16 protein-coding genes are annotated in these 21,191 nt (G+C 37.6%); 9 read left to right on the top strand and 7 right to left on the bottom strand.

Annotated elements, in window-relative coordinates:
• Positions 1-195 precede the first annotated feature (195 nt).
• From L0668_RS16870 to L0668_RS16860, 4 genes are all read right to left on the bottom strand, one after another.
• The gene (locus tag L0668_RS16870; RefSeq protein WP_235313896.1) at positions 196-747 is read right to left on the bottom strand and encodes a DUF3833 domain-containing protein; all 552 of its coding nucleotides are present in this window, start codon (positions 745-747) and stop codon (positions 196-198) included.
• Positions 740-1,300: a chalcone isomerase family protein gene (locus L0668_RS16865; RefSeq protein WP_235313895.1), complete on the bottom strand. Its 561-nt coding sequence runs from the start codon at positions 1,298-1,300 to the stop codon at positions 740-742. Before L0668_RS16865 ends, L0668_RS16870 begins: the two co-directional genes overlap by 8 nt.
• Complete coding sequence (locus L0668_RS20935; RefSeq protein ID WP_349815654.1) at positions 1,290-1,784, bottom strand: DUF2878 domain-containing protein; 495 nt, start codon at positions 1,782-1,784, stop codon at positions 1,290-1,292. The genes L0668_RS16865 and L0668_RS20935 overlap by 11 nt, the downstream gene beginning before the upstream one ends.
• 180 nt (positions 1,785-1,964) lie before the next feature.
• Positions 1,965-2,225, bottom strand: coding sequence for a hypothetical protein (locus L0668_RS16860; protein WP_235313894.1), 261 nt, complete (start codon positions 2,223-2,225; stop codon positions 1,965-1,967).
• A 118-nt stretch (positions 2,226-2,343) separates the two neighbouring features.
• On the opposite strand from L0668_RS16860, the gene L0668_RS16855 reads away from it, so the two are divergent.
• The 9 genes from L0668_RS16855 (at position 2,344) to L0668_RS16815 (ending at position 14,101) form a co-directional block, all read left to right on the top strand.
• Complete coding sequence (locus L0668_RS16855) at positions 2,344-3,744, top strand: sugar porter family MFS transporter (RefSeq protein ID WP_349815653.1); 1,401 nt, start codon at positions 2,344-2,346, stop codon at positions 3,742-3,744.
• A complete protein-coding gene (locus L0668_RS16850; RefSeq protein ID WP_235313893.1) occupies positions 3,737-4,093 on the top strand; it encodes a hypothetical protein in 357 nt (118 codons plus the stop codon). Before L0668_RS16855 ends, L0668_RS16850 begins: the two co-directional genes overlap by 8 nt.
• 139 nt (positions 4,094-4,232) lie before the next feature.
• Positions 4,233-5,624 (top strand): 3-keto-disaccharide hydrolase, encoded by a 1,392-nt coding sequence (locus L0668_RS16845; RefSeq protein WP_235313892.1) that lies wholly within the window; start codon positions 4,233-4,235, stop codon positions 5,622-5,624.
• Between the two features lie 119 nt (positions 5,625-5,743).
• Positions 5,744-5,968 carry an AGE family epimerase/isomerase gene (locus L0668_RS16840; protein ID WP_235313891.1) on the top strand — a complete coding sequence of 75 codons (225 nt, stop codon included), beginning with the start codon at positions 5,744-5,746 and terminating at the stop codon, positions 5,966-5,968.
• A 160-nt stretch (positions 5,969-6,128) separates the two neighbouring features.
• Complete coding sequence (locus L0668_RS16835; protein ID WP_235313890.1) at positions 6,129-6,614, top strand: GAF domain-containing protein; 486 nt, start codon at positions 6,129-6,131, stop codon at positions 6,612-6,614.
• A gap of 231 nt (positions 6,615-6,845) precedes the next feature.
• The gene (locus tag L0668_RS16830) at positions 6,846-8,438 is read left to right on the top strand and encodes an alpha-L-fucosidase (protein ID WP_235313889.1); all 1,593 of its coding nucleotides are present in this window, start codon (positions 6,846-6,848) and stop codon (positions 8,436-8,438) included.
• Positions 8,439-8,668: 230 nt separating this feature from the next.
• Positions 8,669-11,197 carry a glycoside hydrolase family 2 TIM barrel-domain containing protein gene (locus L0668_RS16825; protein ID WP_235313974.1) on the top strand — a complete coding sequence of 843 codons (2,529 nt, stop codon included), beginning with the start codon at positions 8,669-8,671 and terminating at the stop codon, positions 11,195-11,197.
• A 324-nt stretch (positions 11,198-11,521) separates the two neighbouring features.
• Entirely contained in the window at positions 11,522-12,607 is a 1,086-nt protein-coding gene (locus L0668_RS16820; RefSeq protein ID WP_235313888.1) for a purine-nucleoside phosphorylase, read from the top strand.
• Positions 12,608-12,661: 54 nt separating this feature from the next.
• Complete coding sequence (locus L0668_RS16815) at positions 12,662-14,101, top strand: adenosine deaminase family protein (protein WP_235313887.1); 1,440 nt, start codon at positions 12,662-12,664, stop codon at positions 14,099-14,101.
• A gap of 84 nt (positions 14,102-14,185) precedes the next feature.
• Here L0668_RS16815 and L0668_RS16810 read toward each other — a convergent pair whose 3' ends face one another.
• From L0668_RS16810 to L0668_RS16800, 3 genes are all read right to left on the bottom strand, one after another.
• The gene (locus L0668_RS16810; RefSeq protein ID WP_235313886.1) at positions 14,186-16,009 is read right to left on the bottom strand and encodes an arylsulfatase; all 1,824 of its coding nucleotides are present in this window, start codon (positions 16,007-16,009) and stop codon (positions 14,186-14,188) included.
• Positions 16,010-16,166: 157 nt separating this feature from the next.
• Positions 16,167-18,056, bottom strand: a complete 1,890-nt coding sequence (locus L0668_RS16805; protein ID WP_235313885.1) for a putative bifunctional diguanylate cyclase/phosphodiesterase — start codon at positions 18,054-18,056, stop codon at positions 16,167-16,169.
• Between the two features lie 185 nt (positions 18,057-18,241).
• Positions 18,242-20,827, bottom strand: coding sequence for a TonB-dependent receptor (locus L0668_RS16800; RefSeq protein ID WP_235313884.1), 2,586 nt, complete (start codon positions 20,825-20,827; stop codon positions 18,242-18,244).
• Positions 20,828-21,191: the final 364 nt, after the last annotated feature.

Below are 21,191 nucleotides of genomic sequence, written 5' to 3'. Positions count from 1 at the left end.
AAATCAACAAAGATCATAAATTTTTGTCCTAAAAAGATTTATTTTATTTTGTGATCTTTATGTTAAATAGTGCGTATAAAATACGTTCGATAATTATGTCGTGCATGATGAATGTAGACACAAAAAAAAGGGCCAATTGTTAAATGGCCCTCGGTGATGAAATACGTGTGTAGACTGACTCGGTAGAGTATTGGGTTATAAGGTTGAATTGCAGCTTGTTTTAGAGGCGTTTTTATCAAAAAATAACGTGATATCTGCGACTTTAACACCGAATTTAGACATAGATGTTTTATTCATTACTTGGTATTCGTTTAAAAGGTACATCCAATCGTCCATCTGAACTTGATATGTGTCATCTTCTAATTTGAGAAGTAATTCATACTCTAACTGAAAAGCAAACCCTTGATGTTTACCTATAGCCGTGCCGACCACATCTTCAGCTGTGCCTTGGTAACTGCCATCAAGTTGTTTTGAAAGTTGCCAGTTTCGATAAGAAATTTCCCCATCATTAAAATAAAATGTTTCAGCTAGTGTGCCTTCATTACCTTGCCAAGTACCTATTATTTCAACACAAAAACGTCGAGTCACTTTGTCCGAATAATCTTGTACCATTCCCCAAGCAATGATGTTGCCATCAAAGTATTGTTTTATATCAAATTTTGGTTGGCTTTCTCGATAGGAAGTAATATCTGTGGTGCAGCTAGATACTAACAGCATAATACAAACCATTTTGAGACATTTATTCATTGCTTTTTCCTTTCAGTAGTTCGAGCCTTAGTTTGGGCTGACTGGTTTTTTCAGATAACCAAATATCTAGAAATTGCTGGCCGAATTCAGCCTGAGTAATTTCACCAAGGTATGAGTCATTGAAATAAAATACACTTGTGTGATTATTTATCAGTAAAGCTAAACTATCTCCTTTTTTAATATCTGGCCATAGAGTATTGAGACGGGGGAGGTAAGCTTGGTATTTGTCTTCTGGCACACCTAAATGTTGCCATTGCTCTATGGTTCTGAGAATAAGATCTTCACTTTTAATGTCACGTAGATAATGGATTTGGAATAACAAGTTATCTTCGGCATTCTCAAGTGGGTATTTGCCTGTGGATGTTTTTAGCTTACTAGTATAAATGTCCCAGAACAAAACTGAAAAGGTCGCTTCACCCACATCCTTTAGTTTTAGCAATTCAGATGCTTGCTGTGTGGTACCTATGGCTGACTTGTCCTCACTTGCTTGTTCTGCACTTATTGGTTGAATAAAAAAAAGTACAAATATACTGACGATTAACTTATAAAACATTTCGTTTGTTCTCAGTGAACCACTTTTCTAGTCTAAACAGTAATACCAATAATGGTCCCCAAATAAGACTAAGAATTAAGTAGGTAATTAAAAGTGAGTAAGTAAACTCTACAGCTCCCAATTTATGTCCAGCAATGTAACTAAATGGAGCAATTACGGCTCCTACAAGAGCTTGCAATAGTATTGAATGCTTTAAAATTTTAAGACTGTGACTTAGTGTGGCGGCAAAACATGCCCACAACATGATTAACCAGAATGGGATGAATGCAGACGTAGTAAAAATAAACACATTATTAATAGTTAGTAAGCCATCTATAACGATACCAATGCATAGTGTGCTTAAAATCAGTTTAAATTCCTGCCAGCGATTTAACTGTTTATGAATATGAATGCACACCAATAATATGGCCACTGGACTGAAAAAATTGCCAAAATAGACTAAACCAAGCCAGCATATTTGAAAGCCAATTAAATTTATCAACATATAAGTAAGTTAAAGTTATTTTTACAACTATACGTAAATATTAGGAAGTTAGATCAGCAGTCCCTAAATGTTTATTAACATGAAGCTTTTTTAGTTGATTCAGTGAAATGCTCTTTAGTTAAATCAATATTCTCTATTTTACGCTACTGTTTTGTACCCGTAGGCCAAATCATAAGTGTGTTAGCTGGAGTTGAAGCCGAACTTTGATTTTTTATCCAATCGTGGTGGGTGATGAAATAGCATGATTAACCAATCACCAGTGCCTAATGGCCTATCAACATTGGCGTTTATCATAGGCTCATATATACCAATACCTCGAATGGTTATGAGAGATTGTGGTTGTAATTCATAACCAAACCACTTTCTGGTCGCGTTTTCATGCTCAGGTGCTACCGGCGTATCCCAGCGCAAATAACCGTGCGGCGTTTTGTCATAGGCCATTACACCGCCTGTGTGAAAAATTTGTTAATAAATCGTAATTTATCACTAATAAATGGCAATATGAGCTATTTTAATTGGGTTTTTAGTAGTTAAAATCATAAAAAGTAACAAAATAATAATGGCTGAAATGATGAGCATCCAAATATCAAACAGTGGTGTAAGCAGTGACAAAAATAGAAAAAATAGCAAGCAAATCTTCCTATGGTCACTCACTGCAGGCTTGGCTGGGTTTCTTTTTGGGTTCGATACTGTGGTTATTTCTGGTGCCGAAAAAACAATTCAATCATTATGGGGGCTATCAAGCAGCCTCCATGGTTTAGCCATAAGTGCGGCACTATGGGGAACTGTACTTGGCGCACTAATTGGTGGTTGGCCTACCGATCGTTATGGCCGAGTAAAAACCTTAATTGCCATTGGACTACTTTATTTTGTTTCAGCAGTTTGGTCTGCCCTTGCCACTGATCCTTATTCTTTTATGTTTGCCCGTTTTATTGGTGGTTTAGGTGTGGGGATCTCAACCATAGTTGCGCCACTTTACATTTCTGAGATTTCCCCGGCGGACAAACGTGGACGACTTACTGGCTTGTATCAGTTTAATATCGTCTTAGGAATTTTGATTGCTTTCATTTCTAATGCATTGTTAGGTGGAATAGGTGAAAACGCCTGGCGTTGGATGTTAGGGGTAGAAGCAATTCCCGCTATTATTTATTGTTTACTATGTTTTTCTTTACCAGAAACTCCACGTTGGTTAATTGGAAAATGTAAAAAAGTAGTGGAAGGTAAAAAAGTTCTGGCTCTGATTAACGCTCATATGACAGCTACAGAAATTGATGATATGAGCCAAAGTATTTCAGCAGCTTCATCGGTGACTACTGCCAAAACGGCATTTTGGAGTAGCAGACTAAAATACCCAATATTGTTGGCATTTTTAATCGCGTTTTTTAATCAACTTTCTGGTATTAACGCCATTCTCTATTTTTCTCCGCGTATATTTGAAATGACAGGTTTAGGACAAGAAGCCGCTTTATTGCAATCAGCCGGTATTGGCTTGACTAATCTTATTGCTACTTTTTTGGGGCTTTGGTTAATTGATCGTATTGGACGTAGAACACTACTTTATATTGGTTCATTTGGATACATACTGGCACTTGGGGCTTGTTCTTGGGCCTTTGCAAATGAAGTTTATTCTATTATCCCATTTTGTATTTTTCTTTTTATCGCTGCCCATGCCATCGGACAAGGCGCAGTAGTTTGGGTGTTTATTGCTGAAGTATTCCCTACAGAGCATCGTACAACAGGCCAATCTTTAGGTTGTTCTACTCACTGGATATTTGCGGCGCTGCTGACATTCTTTTTCCCTATGGCAGTGAGTGCTTTTGAACCTAGCCATGTTTTTGGTTTCTTCTGTTTTATGATGATCTTGCAACTTATTTGGGTATATCTCATGGTGCCTGAAACTAAAGGAATTTCTTTAGAAGACTTACAAAAGAAATTAGGTATTTCGAAGTCATATGAATAAAATATTAACAATATTCATCCTAATTCTATTGCTTGCTTGTTCAGGAGAATATGCTCAAGTAACTGATAGTAAGAAAAAAATGCATACTACTAAGATTGGAATAAACACCTCTATTCTAGCTGTTGACTATGTTTGGCCTTGGTTAGATTCGGCTAATTCCAGATGGTTTTATTTTAATACGGCCACTCGGCCTTTTGGCTTAGTTAATTTAAGTCCTGACACTGAGCTAGGTGGAGCATGGGGCAGTGGTTATCGTTATCACTCCTTGGAAATAAAAGGCTTTAATCATATTCATGCTTGGCAGTTATCAGGTTTATCTGTATTGCGGTATCTTCCGAGCAAACCTTAAAACAAATTCATAATGATTATTTCAGTGCCTTTAAACATTAAGTGGCTTGTTTTTTACAGGTCCGTTTTTAAAGTGTGCTGATTTTTAAGTGACCCGTTTGTAAAATCACATATTATTTAAAAGTATTTGAGGAAAAATAATGAAAAAATTAATACTGATACCTGCATTGTTGTTAGGTTTAGTGGGATTAGTACAAAAAGTGTCAGCTGCTAATTGGCAGCCTTTATTTAATGGTAAAGATTTATCTGGCTGGAAACAGTTAGGTGGAAAGGCAAAGTTTAGCGTGCAAGATGGTGTGATTGTTGGCGTATCAGAAGCGGGCACTCCCAATAGTTTTTTAGCTACTATCCAAGACTATGATGATTTTATCTTTGAAGCTGAAATTAAAGTGGATGCCGGCTTAAATTCAGGTATTCAATTTCGTAGTCGCCTTAACTCGGAATACAACAAGAATAGAGTGCACGGTTATCAAGCAGAAGTAGATACTAGCCAACGTAAATGGAGTGGAGGAGTATTTGAGGAAGCCAAGCGGGGTTGGTTATATAACTTGACTCGCAATCAAGCTTGCCAACAAGCTTTTGATGTAAATGCTTGGAACCACTATCGTATAGAAGCTATTCACAACAAAATTCGTACTTGGATAAATAAAGTGCCGTGTGCAGATATTATTGATAATCAAGAGGGTTTTAAAACAGGCTTCATTGCTTTTCAGGTGCATAGCATTAGAGATAAAACACTAGCAGGCAAAGTGGTGAAAATGCGCAATCCGCAGATCCTCACGGAAGAATTACATAATAATCATTGGTATACACCCACTGACGTGCAGCAAATAAACTATCAAGCCAATTTGCTGTCAGGTAAAGAGCAAAGCCAAGGCTGGGAGTTGTTATGGGATGGTAAAACCTCTGAAGGATGGAAGGGAGTTCAGCTAACAGGTTTCCCAGAAAAAGGTTGGGGTATAGAGAAAGGGGAACTTGTGGTTTATGCCTCGCCAAAAGGCAAAAGAATTGGTGGAGACATAGTCACGCTAGACTCGTTTTCTGAGTTTGAGTTAGAACTTGATTTCAAAATGACGAAGGGCGCTAATTCTGGGGTTAAATATTTTATGGATCCAGAGTTGTTAAAAACCAAAGGTTCAGCCATTGGTTTAGAGTTTCAAATTTTAGATGATGAGCATCACCCAGATGCTAAAAACGGCCATCAAGGTAATCGTACTGTGGGCTCTCTTTATGATCTCATTCCCGCGGCAAACTTAAGCGAAACAGGGCGAAATACAAAAAGGGTTAAGGCAATAGATGCATGGAATCGCGCACGTATAGTGGTAAAAGGAAATACAGTAGAACATTGGTTAAACAACATTAAGGTGATTGAGTTTCCTAGAGGCAGTCAGATATTTAAAACTCTAGTGCAGCACAGTAAATATCACAAATATGCCAACTTTGGTGAATGGAAATCAAGCCCGATACTGTTACAAGATCATAATGATGAAGTACGTTATCGTTCTATTAAAATCCGTGATTTATCTCAATAAAAAATAACTAAATGCAAAAGATAAAGATATGATTTTATTGATGTAAAGGAGCATTATGACAGATTATTTTAAGTAAACCTTTTTTACTAAAACACATTCAATCCATTGTGGATTTTTATTTGCCGAAAATAGTAGATCAAAGCGGCGGTTTTTATCATAACTTTAAAGACGATGGCAGTGTGTTTAATGGGGAGCAGCGCCATCTAGTGTCAAGTTGCCGTATGGTGTGGATCTTTTGTAAAGCCTATGAATTGTATGGTGACGACAAATATTTAGATTTAGCCAAGCACGGTGTTGAATATATTCGCAGCAAACACTGGGATGTTTTACGCGTGTTAATTTAAACTAACACTTAACACTTTTTATTACGTTTCAAAATTTATTCAAGAAACATTTTCTGCAGCTATATGAACTAAAGTAGCATGGCATACTAGTTGTAAAATATCTTGTTAATGTATATACATAAATGTGAAATAGTTAAATTCTCATATGGTTGAGTTGCTTATGGATCCGTTATTAAAATTAGTTCATTTATTGCAAGATGACTCAGTTACTACAGACGAAAAACTTCGTCAAGTTTGTGTGCAAACTCAGCTTGCTATCCCTAGAGCTAACCGGGTGAGTTTATGGAACTTCAATCGAGAAAAAACTGAAATAGTCTGCTTGATGTGTTTTGACAAAGTTTCAAATGAGTACTCTTCGCAGCAGGTATTAAGTCAGACTGATTTTCCTCAATATTTTGCCAAGATCTTGGAAGAGCAAGTGGTTATGGCGTCAGATGCTCGAAATTTTTCAGCCACTAAATGTTTTAATCAAAGTTATTTTGAACCGTTAGATATCTATTCATTATTAGACTTTGTATTACACAAAGACTTTCAACCTACTGGCATTTTGTGCTGTGAGAGTGTTGGCCAAAAAGTAAATTGGACACAAGAAGATGTAGAAAGCCTAAGAATGTTATCTACCATGACCTCATATTTCTTTGGTTAAACGTTCACAACTTTATAAGCACCTTATTTTTAATTCCCCTCATTTTTGTCAAAGTAACTTCTGAGTGTAAAAACTTACAAAAACTTTACGTTTTTGCATGTGAACTATGGGTTTTATATATTGTAATTGATCGGGCTGATTGATACCTTTCTAGCATGCTGTTTTATGCCTTCAATTCTTTATGATTTTTGAATATTAAAACAATGGCTTTAACTTTACTGGCAATTAATTATGAAAAAAACACTACTCTCTTTGGCAATTTGCTCCTTATTTTTGGGCGTATCGAGCTGCGGTAATCAAGCTAACCAACAAGCTTCGGCCGATATTGCAACTAATAAACTTACCTACTCTGAAGATTGGGAGTCACTTTCAAAAGTAGAAGAGCAACCCGCTTGGTTTCAAGATGCCAAATTAGGTATCTATGCACACTGGGGGCCTGTCTCTACTGCTAATTTAAATATGGAACGTGGTGTTGGTTGGTATGGCCTAAATGTATATATGGATGAAGTGTATGACTGGAGAACCGGAGAAAAACGTTTAAAAGATGGCAAACCAATCGTTAATAGTACCTATAAGCATCATGTTGAAACTCATGGCCCGTTAGATAAAGTTGGCTATAAGGACATTATCCCTAATTTCAAACCTACAGCTTTTGACCCTGAAGAATGGGCGGAATTATTTGCAAAGTCAGGCGCTAAATTTGCTGGCCCCGTGGCCATGCATCATGATAATTTTGCCATGTGGGATAGTGAAGTCACTCGCTGGAATGTCAAAGATATGATGGGCATTGATGTCACCGGAGAGCTTAAAAAAGCGTTAGATAAGCGTGATATGAAGTTCTTAACTTCATTCCATCATGCTTTTACTTGGGTTTATTATGCAAATGCTTATAAGTTTGATGCTACAGAAGAAACTTCTGATCTATATACAGATCAACATGAGCTAACTGATTTTAAACCGACTAAACGATTTCATGATGAATGGTATGCCAAACTAAAAGAGGTAGTCGATAAATATGAGCCGGATGTGGTTTGGTTTGATTGGTGGGTAGAAGAACTAGATGAAGACTACCGTAAAAAGTTTATTGCCTATTACTACAATAAAGGTGTTGAGTGGGGCAAGGACGTAGTCATTAGTTATAAAAATACCTCTTTCCCAGCTGAGGTTGGCGTGCATGATTATGAACGTGGTCGCCCGAATAAAATCAAAGACAAGTTTTGGATGACAGATACTTCGCCAGGAGCATGGTTTTTCCGTCAAAACGCTAAATTTGTCACCTCTAATGAAATCGTTGATATTTTGATCGATATTGTATCTAAAAATGGTCTGATGCTGCTTAATGTGCCACCTAATCCCGATGGTTCAATACCTCAAGAAATGAAAACTATGTTAGCTGATCTCGGAAAATGGTTAGAGATTAACGGTGAAGGTATTTATGAAACTCGTCCATGGCGCGTATTCGGCGAAGGTCCCACACGCATTAAAGGTGGTGGTCATAAGATTGAAAAGCAAAAGATTGTTTATTCTGATAAAGATATTCGATTTACTAAAAAGGGCGACGATACACTTTTTGCTATTGTAATGGATTCTCCCAAAGAAGATATTTTGGTTAAAACCTTAAGCACAGAGTTAAGTGTGTTGAATGCTAGAATTAAAGATATAGTGTTATTAGGCAGTGACGAAAAAGTTATTTGGTCTCAAGATGAAAATGGATTACATATTGATAAGCCTAAAAATGTACCGAGTGAATTTGCTTTAACTTATAAAATTTCAATCGCCACTGATGCCGAGTGGGGGATAGGTGGAGAAGACGATCCGACTTAATTTTTAGCGCTCACGGGTAAATCAAAAAAGTGACTTATTTAAGTCACTTTTTTTATGCCTGAGTTTCTGTAATAGAATTTATTCGCGGTAAGTCATTGGCATAAATTAGTGTAATGTTTCGTTATTCATAAAAAAGTAGTTTTAAGTTTAAATATTGTAAAAATTTTAACTTGCTTTGGTATATTATTGACAATATACAATTTTATCTTTGTCGGAGTGTTGTTTTGAAAATGCTGAAAAAAATAGGTTTAGTATTAACCTGCTTGTTAGTGGTTAATGCTAGTTTTGCGAATGCCGCTGATCGTGAAATAGATTTTAACTTTGATTGGAAATTTACCTTAGTTGAAGACACTGCTGTGCCTTCAACTATCCCTTTGCAAGATTCAAAATGGCGAGATGTACGTTTACCTCATGACTGGAGTGTAGAGCTAGATTTTGATCAGTCACTAGAAGGTGCTACTGGATATTTGCCAGGTGGCGTGGGGATTTATCAAAAGCATTTTTTTTCTCCTAAAAATACTCAAGATAAAACCACCTATGTATTATTTGATGGTGTATACAACAACGCCACTTTTTGGTTAAACGGTAAGTTATTGGGTGAAAACCCTTATGGTTATTCGCCCGTGTATTTTGATTTGTCTACACACCTTAAAAAAGATGGCAGTCAAAATATATTAACAGTACATGTTGATCATTCAAGGCACGGTGATAGCCGCTGGTATACCGGCAGTGGCATAAATCGAAACGTTAAGTTAGTGACAGTCGATAAGTTACATATTCCTATTTGGGGCACCTTTGTTACCACCCCAGAAATTACTCAAGAGCAAGCTAAAGTTGATGTTCAGATTGAGGTGAAAAACGACACCACTAAAAAACGTAGTTTTGTTTTATCTACAGATATAGTGGATGGACAAGGTAGAGTGGTTGCTACCACTGAGGATAAACATAGGCTTAAAAGTCAAAGTCAGAAAACCTATACTCAAACCTTAAAAGTGTTATCACCAAAGCTTTGGGATATTCAGCAACCGAATATGTATAAAGCAGTGTCGACACTTGTTTATGATGACAAAACAGTAGACGAATACATTACGCCATTTGGCATTAGAAGCATTGAATTTATTCCGAAAAAAGGCTTTTTCTTAAATGGAAAGTCAACGCTGATGAAAGGTGTGTCATTACATCATGATGGTGGTTTAGTGGGAGCCGCTGTGCCTAAAGGAGTTTGGAAAAGACGATTAGAAGGGTTACAAGCTGCCGGAGTTAATGCCATTCGTACCGCTCACAACCCTTTCTCTCAAGAGTTTTTAGACTTATGCGATGAAATGGGTATTTTAGTACAAAACGAATTTTTTGATGAGTTTGATTACGCTAAGGACAAACGTCTTAACTATCATGACAGACACACTGATAACTTAACTCGAGGTTATGTAGAGAAGTTTCAACAGTGGGGTAAAAGTGATCTAGAGCGCACTATGCTGCGTGATCGCAACCATCCAAGTGTGGTGCAGTGGAGTATAGGAAACGAGATTGAATGGACTTATGTACATTATCGTTATGTAACGGGTTTTTGGACTGATCCAAATGATGCCACCAAAGTAGATGGTAGTTTTTGGGGAGCAGCACCAAAGTTCACACCAGAAGAAATGAAAAAGCGTTATGACGAATCACCCAAAGGTGAATATATACTTGCTGATACAGCTAAGCGCATTAATAGCTGGGTGAAAGCATTAGATACTACACGTCCAACCACAGCCAATTTAATTTTGCCTCAAGTGAGTCATGTAAGTGGCTATGCCGATGCAGTTGACCATGTAGGTTATAGTTATCGCAATAGTGTCATTCCTTGGGGACAAACTCATTTTCCAGATAAGTTGATCACTATCAATGAAAATCCGGGTACCTGGGATGATTGGAAACAAGTGCTTAATCATCCTGGTGTATTCAGCCAGTTTATGTGGACAGGCATAGATTACATTGGTGAATATCACAATAAATGGCCTGAAAAAAGCGGCTGGGGCGACATTCTAGATTTAGCAGGTTTTGAAGTGCAAGGCTGGAACTATTTTAAAAGTGTGTTTATTAACAAACCACATATTTCTTTGGGGACTTTGCCATTGGAAAAGTCAGGGTTTGAAGTAGATAAACTATCCGGTTTAGCCGTAGCAAAAAACAATGGCAGTTACAGGTGGCGTGATTCCAACATGCATTGGAATTATAAAAAGGGTGAGCCAGTGTTAGTCGAGGTGACCTCTAATCATTCTATTGTTGAGTTATTCTTAAATGGCGAATCTTTAGGGTCTCGCAGTATGTCTGAAAGTCCTGATCGTTTGTTCCGTTGGGTCGTGCCATACAATTCAGGTATCTTAACTGCTCGTGCGGGTTTTGAGGGGCAAGAAATTGAAGCTAAGTTTGAAACCGCCGGTAATGCGACAGGGTTCAGCCTAACCACAGATAAAACCAACCTAAAAGCTGATGCCTATGATGTAGCTCATTTAGTAGTGCAATTGCACGACCAAGATGGCCGTATTGTAAAAACACAAAATGCCCATGTCAGTTTTGAAGTACAGGGAAATGTTAAGTGGTTGGGTGTGGACAATGGCGCGTCTGCGAATATTCAAAATTTTCAATCCAATCACTTGGATACTGCAAAAGGACGAGCTTTAGCCATAGTGCAGTCGACTAAACAAGCTGGTGTGATTAAGGTGACAGCTAAAATCAAAGGGTTTGAAGATCAAACTTTGATCCTATCTAGTTATTAAAGTCCTTTAGAATACATAGCCTGATATCACTTAGTTGATATCAGGCTTTTTAAAATTAAGTAGGTTTGCTTGATAGCCTGCTGTGCACCAATATTAATCAAGTAGTTTGTTTATTAGCAAAATGACTTAGCTAATTTATCCCTTGTTCTGATTTTATCATCTCTAATTCTGCTGCTTTTTCCTAGTTTTAAATAATTAGTCTTTAAATATCAATTTGTTAGCAATAGATTATATTGTCGAGATTGCTATGCATTTAAAAAGGGTATAATAATTGCTGACCGTTCGGTTAATATTTTTCTAATGTAATAAAAGGTAAAAAGATACATGGCATTTCTAAACGATATAAAGTCTGCTTCAATTATTTTGTTGTGCATACTCACCATAGGGTGTAATTCGGCTGACCCAGTTGTTGAGAAAGTTAACCCAATCAAAGCTGTGGTAGTCACTATGTATGAAGATGGCGAAGCTATGGGAGATGATGCAGGTGAACTGCAACTCTGGCTTGAGCGAGGTAAGTTCACGCAAAAATTCGATTTTCCATTGGGCGAATATGATTTATACCTGAGTGAAGATGGCGTATTAATTATTTGTGTTGGGGGAGGCATTCCTAACGCTACGGCTTCTATTATGGCACTTGGGCTTGATACTCGATTTGATTTATCCAAAGCTTATTGGTTAGTGGCTGGTATTTCTGGCGGTGATCCAGAGGATATTTCACTGGGCAGCGCAGCTTGGGCAAAACATGTGGTTGATGGCGATTTGATTTATCAAATAGACAGCCGAGAAATGCCACAAGACTGGCCTTATGGCATTATTCCTTTAGGCGCAAAAGCGCCAGCCGAAAAACCAGAAGATATTTCTACAGGTTGGACCTTAGATACGGTTTCATTTGCCTTAAATGCTGAATTAGCTGATTGGGCATACGCCCAAACTAAAGATGTAAAAATTGAAGATTCAAAAGCTATTGCTGAATTTAGAGCGCTATTTAAAACCTATCCTAATGCGCAGAAACCTCCTTTTGTGACAATTGGTGATACATTAAGTGCTAGTAAATATTGGCATGGTAAACATTTAAATGAATGGGCAAATGATTGGTTAAAACTATATGGCAGTGAATCGGCCAATTTTATGACTAGTAACATGGAAGACTCTGGCACCTTAACTTCATTAATGCGCCTAGCCCGTATCAATAAAGTCGATCCAGACAGAATTATGGTATTAAGAACGGTGAGTAATTACACTATGGCGCCGGCTGACAAATTAACCAGTTGGAGTATCACGGCTCCTTACCCTGATGGTGGGTACCCTGCAAAAGATGCGGCTTATGTGGTGGCAAATACAGTGATACAAAAGATCATCAAGAACTGGAATACATATGAAAATATTTTACCCTATGTTAATGATCAATAAAAGAATAGTAGTAATAAGTAAAAGTTTGCATATGAGTTTTTTGGAGTTAATTCAATGAAGAGAATATTTTTACTCGTTTTACTTTGGGTAAGTGTTGTTTTAAGTGTTTATGCTAATGCAAAAAGCGCTGATTCAATTGATGCTGAATTTGAAGCATTCAAAAAAACAGCGAGTGCTCAAGATATGTATACCTTTTTATATGCCATGCCCAAGGGCGGGGATTTGCACAACCACTCCACAGGTTCTAATTTGTCGCAGTGGTGGTTTGAAGAGATCCTACAGCAAGAAAAGAATGGTTATACCTATTACACCAAAGTCAAAATTAACAACTGTAAACCTTACGGTACAAACGAATTTGGCCGCGCTCCGTATTTAATGTTGTTTGTTAATATTCAAGAATTTGAGTACAAAAAATTAGCCAGCTGTGAACAGTCAGAATATAAACGTATTCAAGATCTAACTCCTGTAGAAAAAGCCGCGTGGATGAATAGTATTCGTCTAGATAAAGTGTCAGAGGGCCGTGATGAATTTTTTCAAACTCATTGGGCTAGAATTAATTCGTTAATGGCTAATCCTTATATGCAAGCCAATCTTATTGTCAAAAACATGCAAGCATTTGGCGCTGAAGGTCTAAGTTATTTAGAAACAGATGCAGGTGTGAGAGGTTTTGTGCATCCAGACGGGAGTCCGTTTGATACAGAAAAAGTTTATCAATTGTATTTAAATCGATTTGCCCAACAAGATGCACTTGAAACTGGGGTAACAGTGCGTTTGCAGTATTCATTATTGCGTTTTGCACCTAATGCTGAAGACAGTTTGCAATGGATGTATGAGTTTGTGGCGACCCATCCTGAGTTATATGTGGGCGTGGATATGGTGGGCAGGGAAGATAATGAAAAAGGTCATCCAGCTCGATTTTTACCTACTCTAAGGGAGCTTAGGCATAAGTTTCACGGGGTGAACTTGTCGATTCATGCCGGCGAGTCAGACGAACCTAATCAACATATTCGCGATACACTTGTACTAGGAGCTGATCGAATTGGTCATGGTATTAATTTAGTCGATGACCACGATACTTTGTTACTTATGCGCCACAACAAATACCTAATTGAAATAAACCTTATCAGTAACTTGTTATTGGAATACGTCGAGGATTATTCGCAGCACCCTTTTCCAGAGTATTTACGATTGGGTATACCTGTCGCTCTATCAACGGATGACAGGGGGATGTGGGACTCTAATATGACAGATGAATATTTTACGGCTGTGACTAATTTTAATTTATCATGGCAAGAGTTAGTGAAGTTAGGTGAAAACTCACTGAGTTATTCGTTTTTAGATGATAAGACTAAAAACAAGCTGTTAGAGAATTATCATCAAAGAGTCGCTGATTTTGCAGCCAGATTTAAGGCTAAAAAGATTCAAGGCTTTAAACATATTAAGCCACAAAGTTATTCCTTTGCCTGTAAGCAGTTTAAGGTTTGCACTAATTAATCTTCAGTTCTGGATTACGTCACTACAACTTATTTACACAAAGAAGCCGCTAACTAGCGGCTTTTTAATTCAATGATTAATCACTTATAATCGAGTTGCTTTGACAAAATATGCACCTAGTTCTTGATTGTTTGCATCTAAGAATGTGGCTTGTAGTTTGCCTTTTCCTTTGACTAATTCAACGTCAAAGCTAATGAACTTGTCATTTGATGTGACTGGCATGGTCAGCTCAGAATCTCCAATTTTGACTCTTGCTTGGGTGGCTTTAAAACCTTTGCCTTCCCATGCTCTAAAAGATCTATCTCCAGGCACATCATCCCCTGCAATCATATCAGCATGAATGGCTTTGTTAGCTTCTTCAGGCCAACGTCTAAGTTCAAGGTTATATTTACCCGCATTGATTATATTTACCCACCAATAACCTTTATGTTTTTGGTCCTTCTCGCTAAGTTGCTTGCGAATATGCATTTGATTCCAAGGCACAGCTTTGTTGTCGCCTAACCAATCATGAGAAGTTAAATCCACTGGGTTTGCTTCATCAGCTCCTAAATATATAGCTGTTGGCTCGCCAAAAGTGGGTTCGATTTCTTCCCACCAATTGTCATAAAACTCAGTTAAACGAGATACCACCTCTGGATGTTTTGTTGCGACGTCATTTTCTTGGCCTGGATCTTGGTACATGTCGAATAACATTTTGCCATTTATTAAACGCCATTGATCTGTCATCACTGCACTTTGACGCCATTTTATTGGATTGAGTACCCTTTGTGAGTCAGTCACTAAAACTCGATCAGGCCAGTTATTGTTGTTGCCTTTCATTAAAGGTTGAATAGATTCTCCATCAAACTTTAAAGATTCTGGTTTTTGTGAGCCTGTCATTTCAAGAAGGGTAGGCACCACGTCAACATATGAAGTAATAGTGTCGACGATTTTTTGTTCAGTGTAGCCACCATTTGGCCAATGCAAAAAGAAGGGAACTCTGTGACCACCATCAAAAGCACTGCCTTTTTTGCCCCGCATGCCTGCATTAAATATTTTGTCTCCACCTGATGTGCCATTGTCTGTAGTAAACACAAAGATAGTGTTATCGGTTAAATTATTTTTATCTAGGTAGTCTCTTAGTTTTTGCACGTTATCGTCTATGTTGTGGATCATGCCAAAAAAGTGTTGTTGACTTGTGGTGAGTCCTTTGTCTGCATATTTAGCCGCATACTCTTCAGGGGCATGCATAGGGCCATGAGGCGCATTGGTACTGATGTAGGTGAAAAATGGTTGATCATTATCTTTGGCTTTTTCTATGTATTGAATCGCTTGATCAAAAAACACATCAGTCACATAACCTTGGGCTTTTTCTGCGATACCATTGCGAAAGTAACTACCGTCAAAATAGGCGTTATCCCAATAATCTGGCGTTTGTCCTACGCCACCACCACCATGGTAGTAGGCATGTTCAAACCCTCTATCCATAGGACGATAAGGATAGTTGTCACCTAAATGCCATTTGCCAAACATGGCGGTTTGATAACCGTTGGCTTTTAATAAGTCTGCTATAGTGACTTCGTTTTCGCGCAGCATTGAACGACCCATAATGGTGTGCCAAGTACCGGTACGATTGGTCCAGTGTCCTGTTAAAAGGGCTGCACGGGTAGGGGAGCAAGTTGGTGCTACATGGTAATCATTTAAATTCACAGATTCTCTGGCTAACGCATCAATATTTTGAGTTTTAAGGATAGGGTTGCCGTTTATGCCTAAGTCGCCATAACCTTGGTCATCTGTGATCACAAATACAATGTTGGGTTTAGTTTGGTTGGTAGACTGTGTCGACGCTTTTTCGATCTGGGACTGAGTTTGTTGGGAACAACCAATAGTCAAACTTGCTAACCCGATTAATACCATGAGTTTCTGCATAATGCTCTCTTACAATTTGTTATATGTGCAATATTCATAAATAATAATACATATTTATATATAAATATTAAACCCTTGTTTTTGTAAAGAGTATGTAAAACTTATAGCTAGATGTTAATAGCTTATATGGTATTAGAGGTGGGCTGTTTAGCAGCAACTAGCTTGGTTTCGCGTAAGAATGGATAAATTTAATAAAGTCTTTATCTCTAACGGGCTTAGACCAAAGATAGCCTTGTCCGTAGTCGCAGGTAAAGTCACTAAGTAATTCAGCGACTTGCTGATTTTCTACTCCCTCGCCAACAGTGGTGAGCTCCAGTCCCTTGGCCATTTGAATAATCGCTTTTACTAAAGCTTTATTCTTACCATTGTTTTCTACGTCATTTACAAAGGAACGGTCGATCTTAAGGGTTTTAATGTCGAATTCTTTTAAATAACTTAGATTTGAATAACCTGTACCAAAATCGTCGATTGATAGATGTACTCCTAACAAACTAATATCTTGTAATAATTTTTTAAGTTCATGTGAGTTTTCAACAAGTAATGACTCGGTCATTTCTAGTTCTAAATGTTTGCCAGCCAGTTTAGCGTTATTTAATGCCGTTTTTACTACCTGATAAATATTGTCTTGTTTGAATTGTTGAGATGAAACATTAACGGCTACGGTAAAATCTTTAAAACCGGCAGTTATCCAATCTTTGCAAGCTAAGCATGCTTGCTTGATTACCCATTCTCCTATCTCGTTTATTAAACCTGATTTTTCTGCTTCTGGAATAAATTGGTCAGGATAAATCACGCCTTTTTTAGGGTGCTGCCATCGAATTAATGCTTCGGCACCAATTATTTTCTTATTAGTTAGGTCGACTTTGGGTTGATAGGTTAAAAAGAATTCTTGTTTCTTTATGGCTTGCCTAAGGTCATTAATTAAATTTAAGTAATCGTGACCTTGGTTATCCATTTTTTGATCGAAGAAATGAAAGTTATTGCCCCCATTAGCTTTAGAAAAATACATGGCGGTATCGGCATTACGTAACAATGTTTCGAAGTCAGAACCGTCATCCGGAGAAACTGTGATGCCAATAGAACAGCCACAGATAAACTCGTTACTATTGAAATAAAAAGGGGTTTTAATGATATCTATAATTTTTTCGGAAATAGTTGCCATTAACTCTTGCGAATCTATGGTGTCGAATATGATGATAAACTCATCACCAGCAAAACGGCAAACTGTGTCGTTTTTTCTTAGTAATGTTTGTAAACGGGTGGATATTTCTACGAGTAAAGCGTCGCCTGCTTGATGGCCAAGGGCATCGTTTATGAGTTTAAAATTGTCTAAATCAATAAACATTAAATAGTTTTTCTGATGGGTCCTGGCAGCTTTTTTTAGTGCATTGGTTAGCACAATTTCAGCCATAGCTCTGTTTGGAAGTCCGGTTAATATATCGTGTAACAACATCTCCTCTATTTCTTTTTTCGAATTGATAACCTCAGTGTTTTCTTTATGCAATTTATCCAATAATAAACGATAATCCATAGCTGCTACCCAAATTGAATAACTGATTAACAGCAACATAAATATAAATAGAAAACCACTCGTTAAATCGACTTTAGGTGAATAATTTGTGACCCAACCAAGATGGTTAGACACGGCATTGGCAGCAATAGAAAGTCCAAATATAGTCAATAGAACAATAAAAGATTTTTTATTACCAAACATAGCCGCCATGATTAATAGGCTAGGAAAACCAAATACGGCTTCATCGTGAACCCCGCCATGCATCCACATCAATGCAACAAGAATTAAGGCAAGGATAGCAAGTAATAAGTTCGATGCATGATTAACTTTATCTCGCTTAGCTAATAAATAAACGAGTGACAAAGCACACATGGTAGTGAATATTATGAAAGATAATTCAAAACTATTTAAGAGTAATCTCTGAGCTAACAACACCGCAAGGGTAATTTCGCATGCCCAAAATATTTGAATTAATCTTTTGGCTTGAAAAAATAATTCTATTCGTTGTCGTGAAGGTGGATGGGTATTTGGCAAATTTATATAACCTTACTCAAAATAAATTTGAACGAGATATCAATTTTAATAAACCATAGCAAAGTTTAACTTCTAGTCCATCATTTTGATTTGTACAATTTAATAAAAAAGGGCTAAAACTTGCGGTTTAGCCCTTTATCACACTTGGAATTAGTGCCTGTAATGGTATAAATAAGTAATTTATCTTAAAAACGTTTTTTTAGTGTCACCCCAAAGGTCGCTGGTTCAGCTAAGTAAGCGTTTATCTTACCGTCTTGAATTGGAGTATTAAAAGTATTGTTGGCTAAGTACTCTTCATTCAGAACATTTCGTCCCCATACAATCACATCCATATCTTGCTCTGCAAAATTCATAAAGAACCTTAAGTTAAGTAACTGATATGCATCAGAGTAATGTAGAGGATCGTTACTTTGGTCCATAACTCTGTCACCTGTATGGCTGTATTCTACTTGTAGGTATGAATAGATATTGTTACTTAATGGGATGTCCTTTTTCACTTTGACTACAGCATAGTGTTCAGGTTGACTGGCCAAACGGTCGCCAGAGCGGTCGCAAAATTGATCTGTTGGTTGAGCTCGTCCAGGATCAGGAGTGTTTGTATGGAAAGGTGATGCTACCCAGCAGTTTCCAGCAATGAAGGTTTCAAATTCAGCTTTGGTATATGCATAAGCGAAGTTAACTTCCATTGTATCTGAAGGTACCCATGTCGCTTCGATTTCTGCTCCAGACGTTTTAATGTCTCCGGCATTTTGTAAGTTAAATCCAGTTCCGGTAAAAGTGTTTGCTTGGAAGTCAGTAATATCAGTTTTATGTACAGCTGCATTAACACGGATATTTTGATTTGGAAAATCTCTCTTCATACCTAACTCAATAGATTTTGATTTTTCTGCTTCAAATAGCGGATTAAATCCAGCTGTTATGCGGTCGGTATTGGTACCACCCGATTTATAACCAGTACCAATAGAGGCGTAGTACAATGAATCTCTATCAGGGGTGTAACTTAATTTAACTGTGCCGGTGTATTGGTTATCTTCTAATTTCTCCTCAATGTTTGGTCGAGTTGAGGTAACTGCCCCGATAAAAGGTATGCCCCAGCCTTCAGATTGTAATGGGGCAATAGTCATTAGATCTGAGGCAGCAGGTGCTTGCCCAGTTAATAGTGCTCCTCCTATATTTTGTAACGCGGCACCTAAGCTTAAGCCGCCATCAGCAAAGTTGGCTGGAGTAAATTGATTGCCAGAGGAGTCTAGCTCAGCAAAAGCACTAAATAAATCTTTCTCTTCTTCTGTGTAACGTAAACCAGCAGTTAGTGTAAACTCATCAGTTAATGCATAATCAAACTGACCAAAAACGGCGAAGCTTTCATGTTGTTGTTCTGCAATATGTGGAAAAGACACATTTGACGCACTTGGTGAAGCTGCAGGAGCAATTAATCCACCTGTTAACGCGCTTAAGCCATTTAATCCATCAACTAAATTTTGAATTCCTGGTGCAGATGCTAATACTTGAGGATAAACTGTTGCGTCAAAGAAAGTACCAAAACCGCTTTCTCCTTTTAATACGTAATCTAGGTTAAGGTCTTGTTCAAAAAAGTAAGCACCTAAAATTGCATTAAGTTTATTTTTTGAATAATCCAAACGTAACTCCTGAGAAAAAGAGCTTTGTTGACTAACATTTATGGTGGAGAGAATATCTGCGTCACTAAAATCGGTATCTAGATTGTCCATTGAATCGACTTCTCGAACGGCACTGACAGACACAAAACTTAAGTTATCTGTTAACCCCCAATTTATTTCCATGGATAAGCCTCTATCTTCCATGGTTGATTCAGGCAGTATGTTTAGTGCTACTTCTCTATCATAAAAGCTATTGCCACCAGGGAATACAGTGGCTCCAAACAATCCAGATAAAACGGCATCAGATCCAAACCTTCCAGGAACATCTGTCGCCTGTAGGTTATTCAAAACAACCGGAGCCGCACAACAAATTTCGTCTATTTCGGCATAATCAGCAATAAATCTAACTGATATGTCATCATTAGGTGTATACAAAGCTTGTACTCTGGCACCCCAACGATTTCTATCATTGATAGTGTCTTCACCTAAGTTGATATCACTGGCAATACCATCTCGATTACTACTAAAAGCTGTGACACGAAACGCTAATATATCGTCGATAGCTGAGAATGAAGAGGCTCCGGATAAATTAACTAAGCCATAGTTACCAACTGTTGCTTCTACAAAAGCATCGCCACCATCGTGGCTAGGTGCAACAGTGCGAACTAATATCGCGCCAGATGGCGTATTTTTGCCAAATAATGTCCCTTGAGGTCCACGCAATACTTCAACTGCTTCGACATCAACTAGATTATTAATCATAGAATTTTGTCTGGCGCGATATACGCCATCAACGTACAAGCCAACAGAAGACTCTAAACCGAAGTTTTGTGATGAAGTACCTACTCCTCGTATAGAAAAGCTAGAGTTAGTTGCACTTTGACTTTGGAAAGTACCTAATCCTGGGACATTAGTTTGTAAGTCAAATAAATCTTTTATGACTGACTCAGCCATTTGTTCCCCAGAAAATGCGGTGACCGCAACAGGTACATCTTGTAAATTTTGGGTTCGTTTTTGGGCGGTAACTGTTATGGTTTCTAAATTACTTTCTGCTTCTTCCTGCGCTAGTGTCACTCCACTATTCATTGTTAAAGACATTCCGACTAAAGCTGATAATGCTGTCGGCTTAAAACGTAGAGGGATGATTTGTCTCATTGGATGCTCTCTTAATATACTCATTGAGTAGTTTAATTTACGTTTTGGTTCATTAATATGGATGAAGAAGTACAGTGTCTATTAATTAACCATCTCATTAGACCTCTTACCTTACCAAAGGTTGAAACTGAAAGTAAGTATTTTGTTAATATTTTGTAAATGCTCGTACTGTAAGTGACTAGGTAATATAGTATTTTAGTGTATAGGCACCTACTGAGTTAGACCTTAGTTTGGACTATCTATTGTGTAACTAAGCATGACTAATTTATTTTAGAGGTATTAGAATAAAAAAAACGGCCTCAAATGAGGCCGTTTTCTATGGTCGGTGCAATTCTAACTTACTGAATAACACAAACCTCCATGT

The organism is Paraglaciecola algarum (genome assembly GCF_021532655.1).
In the GTDB taxonomy this organism is placed as follows: domain Bacteria; phylum Pseudomonadota; class Gammaproteobacteria; order Enterobacterales; family Alteromonadaceae; genus Paraglaciecola; species Paraglaciecola algarum.
Note: the sequence above shows the minus strand (reverse complement) of the source record. Positions and strands in the feature narration are given on the sequence as shown.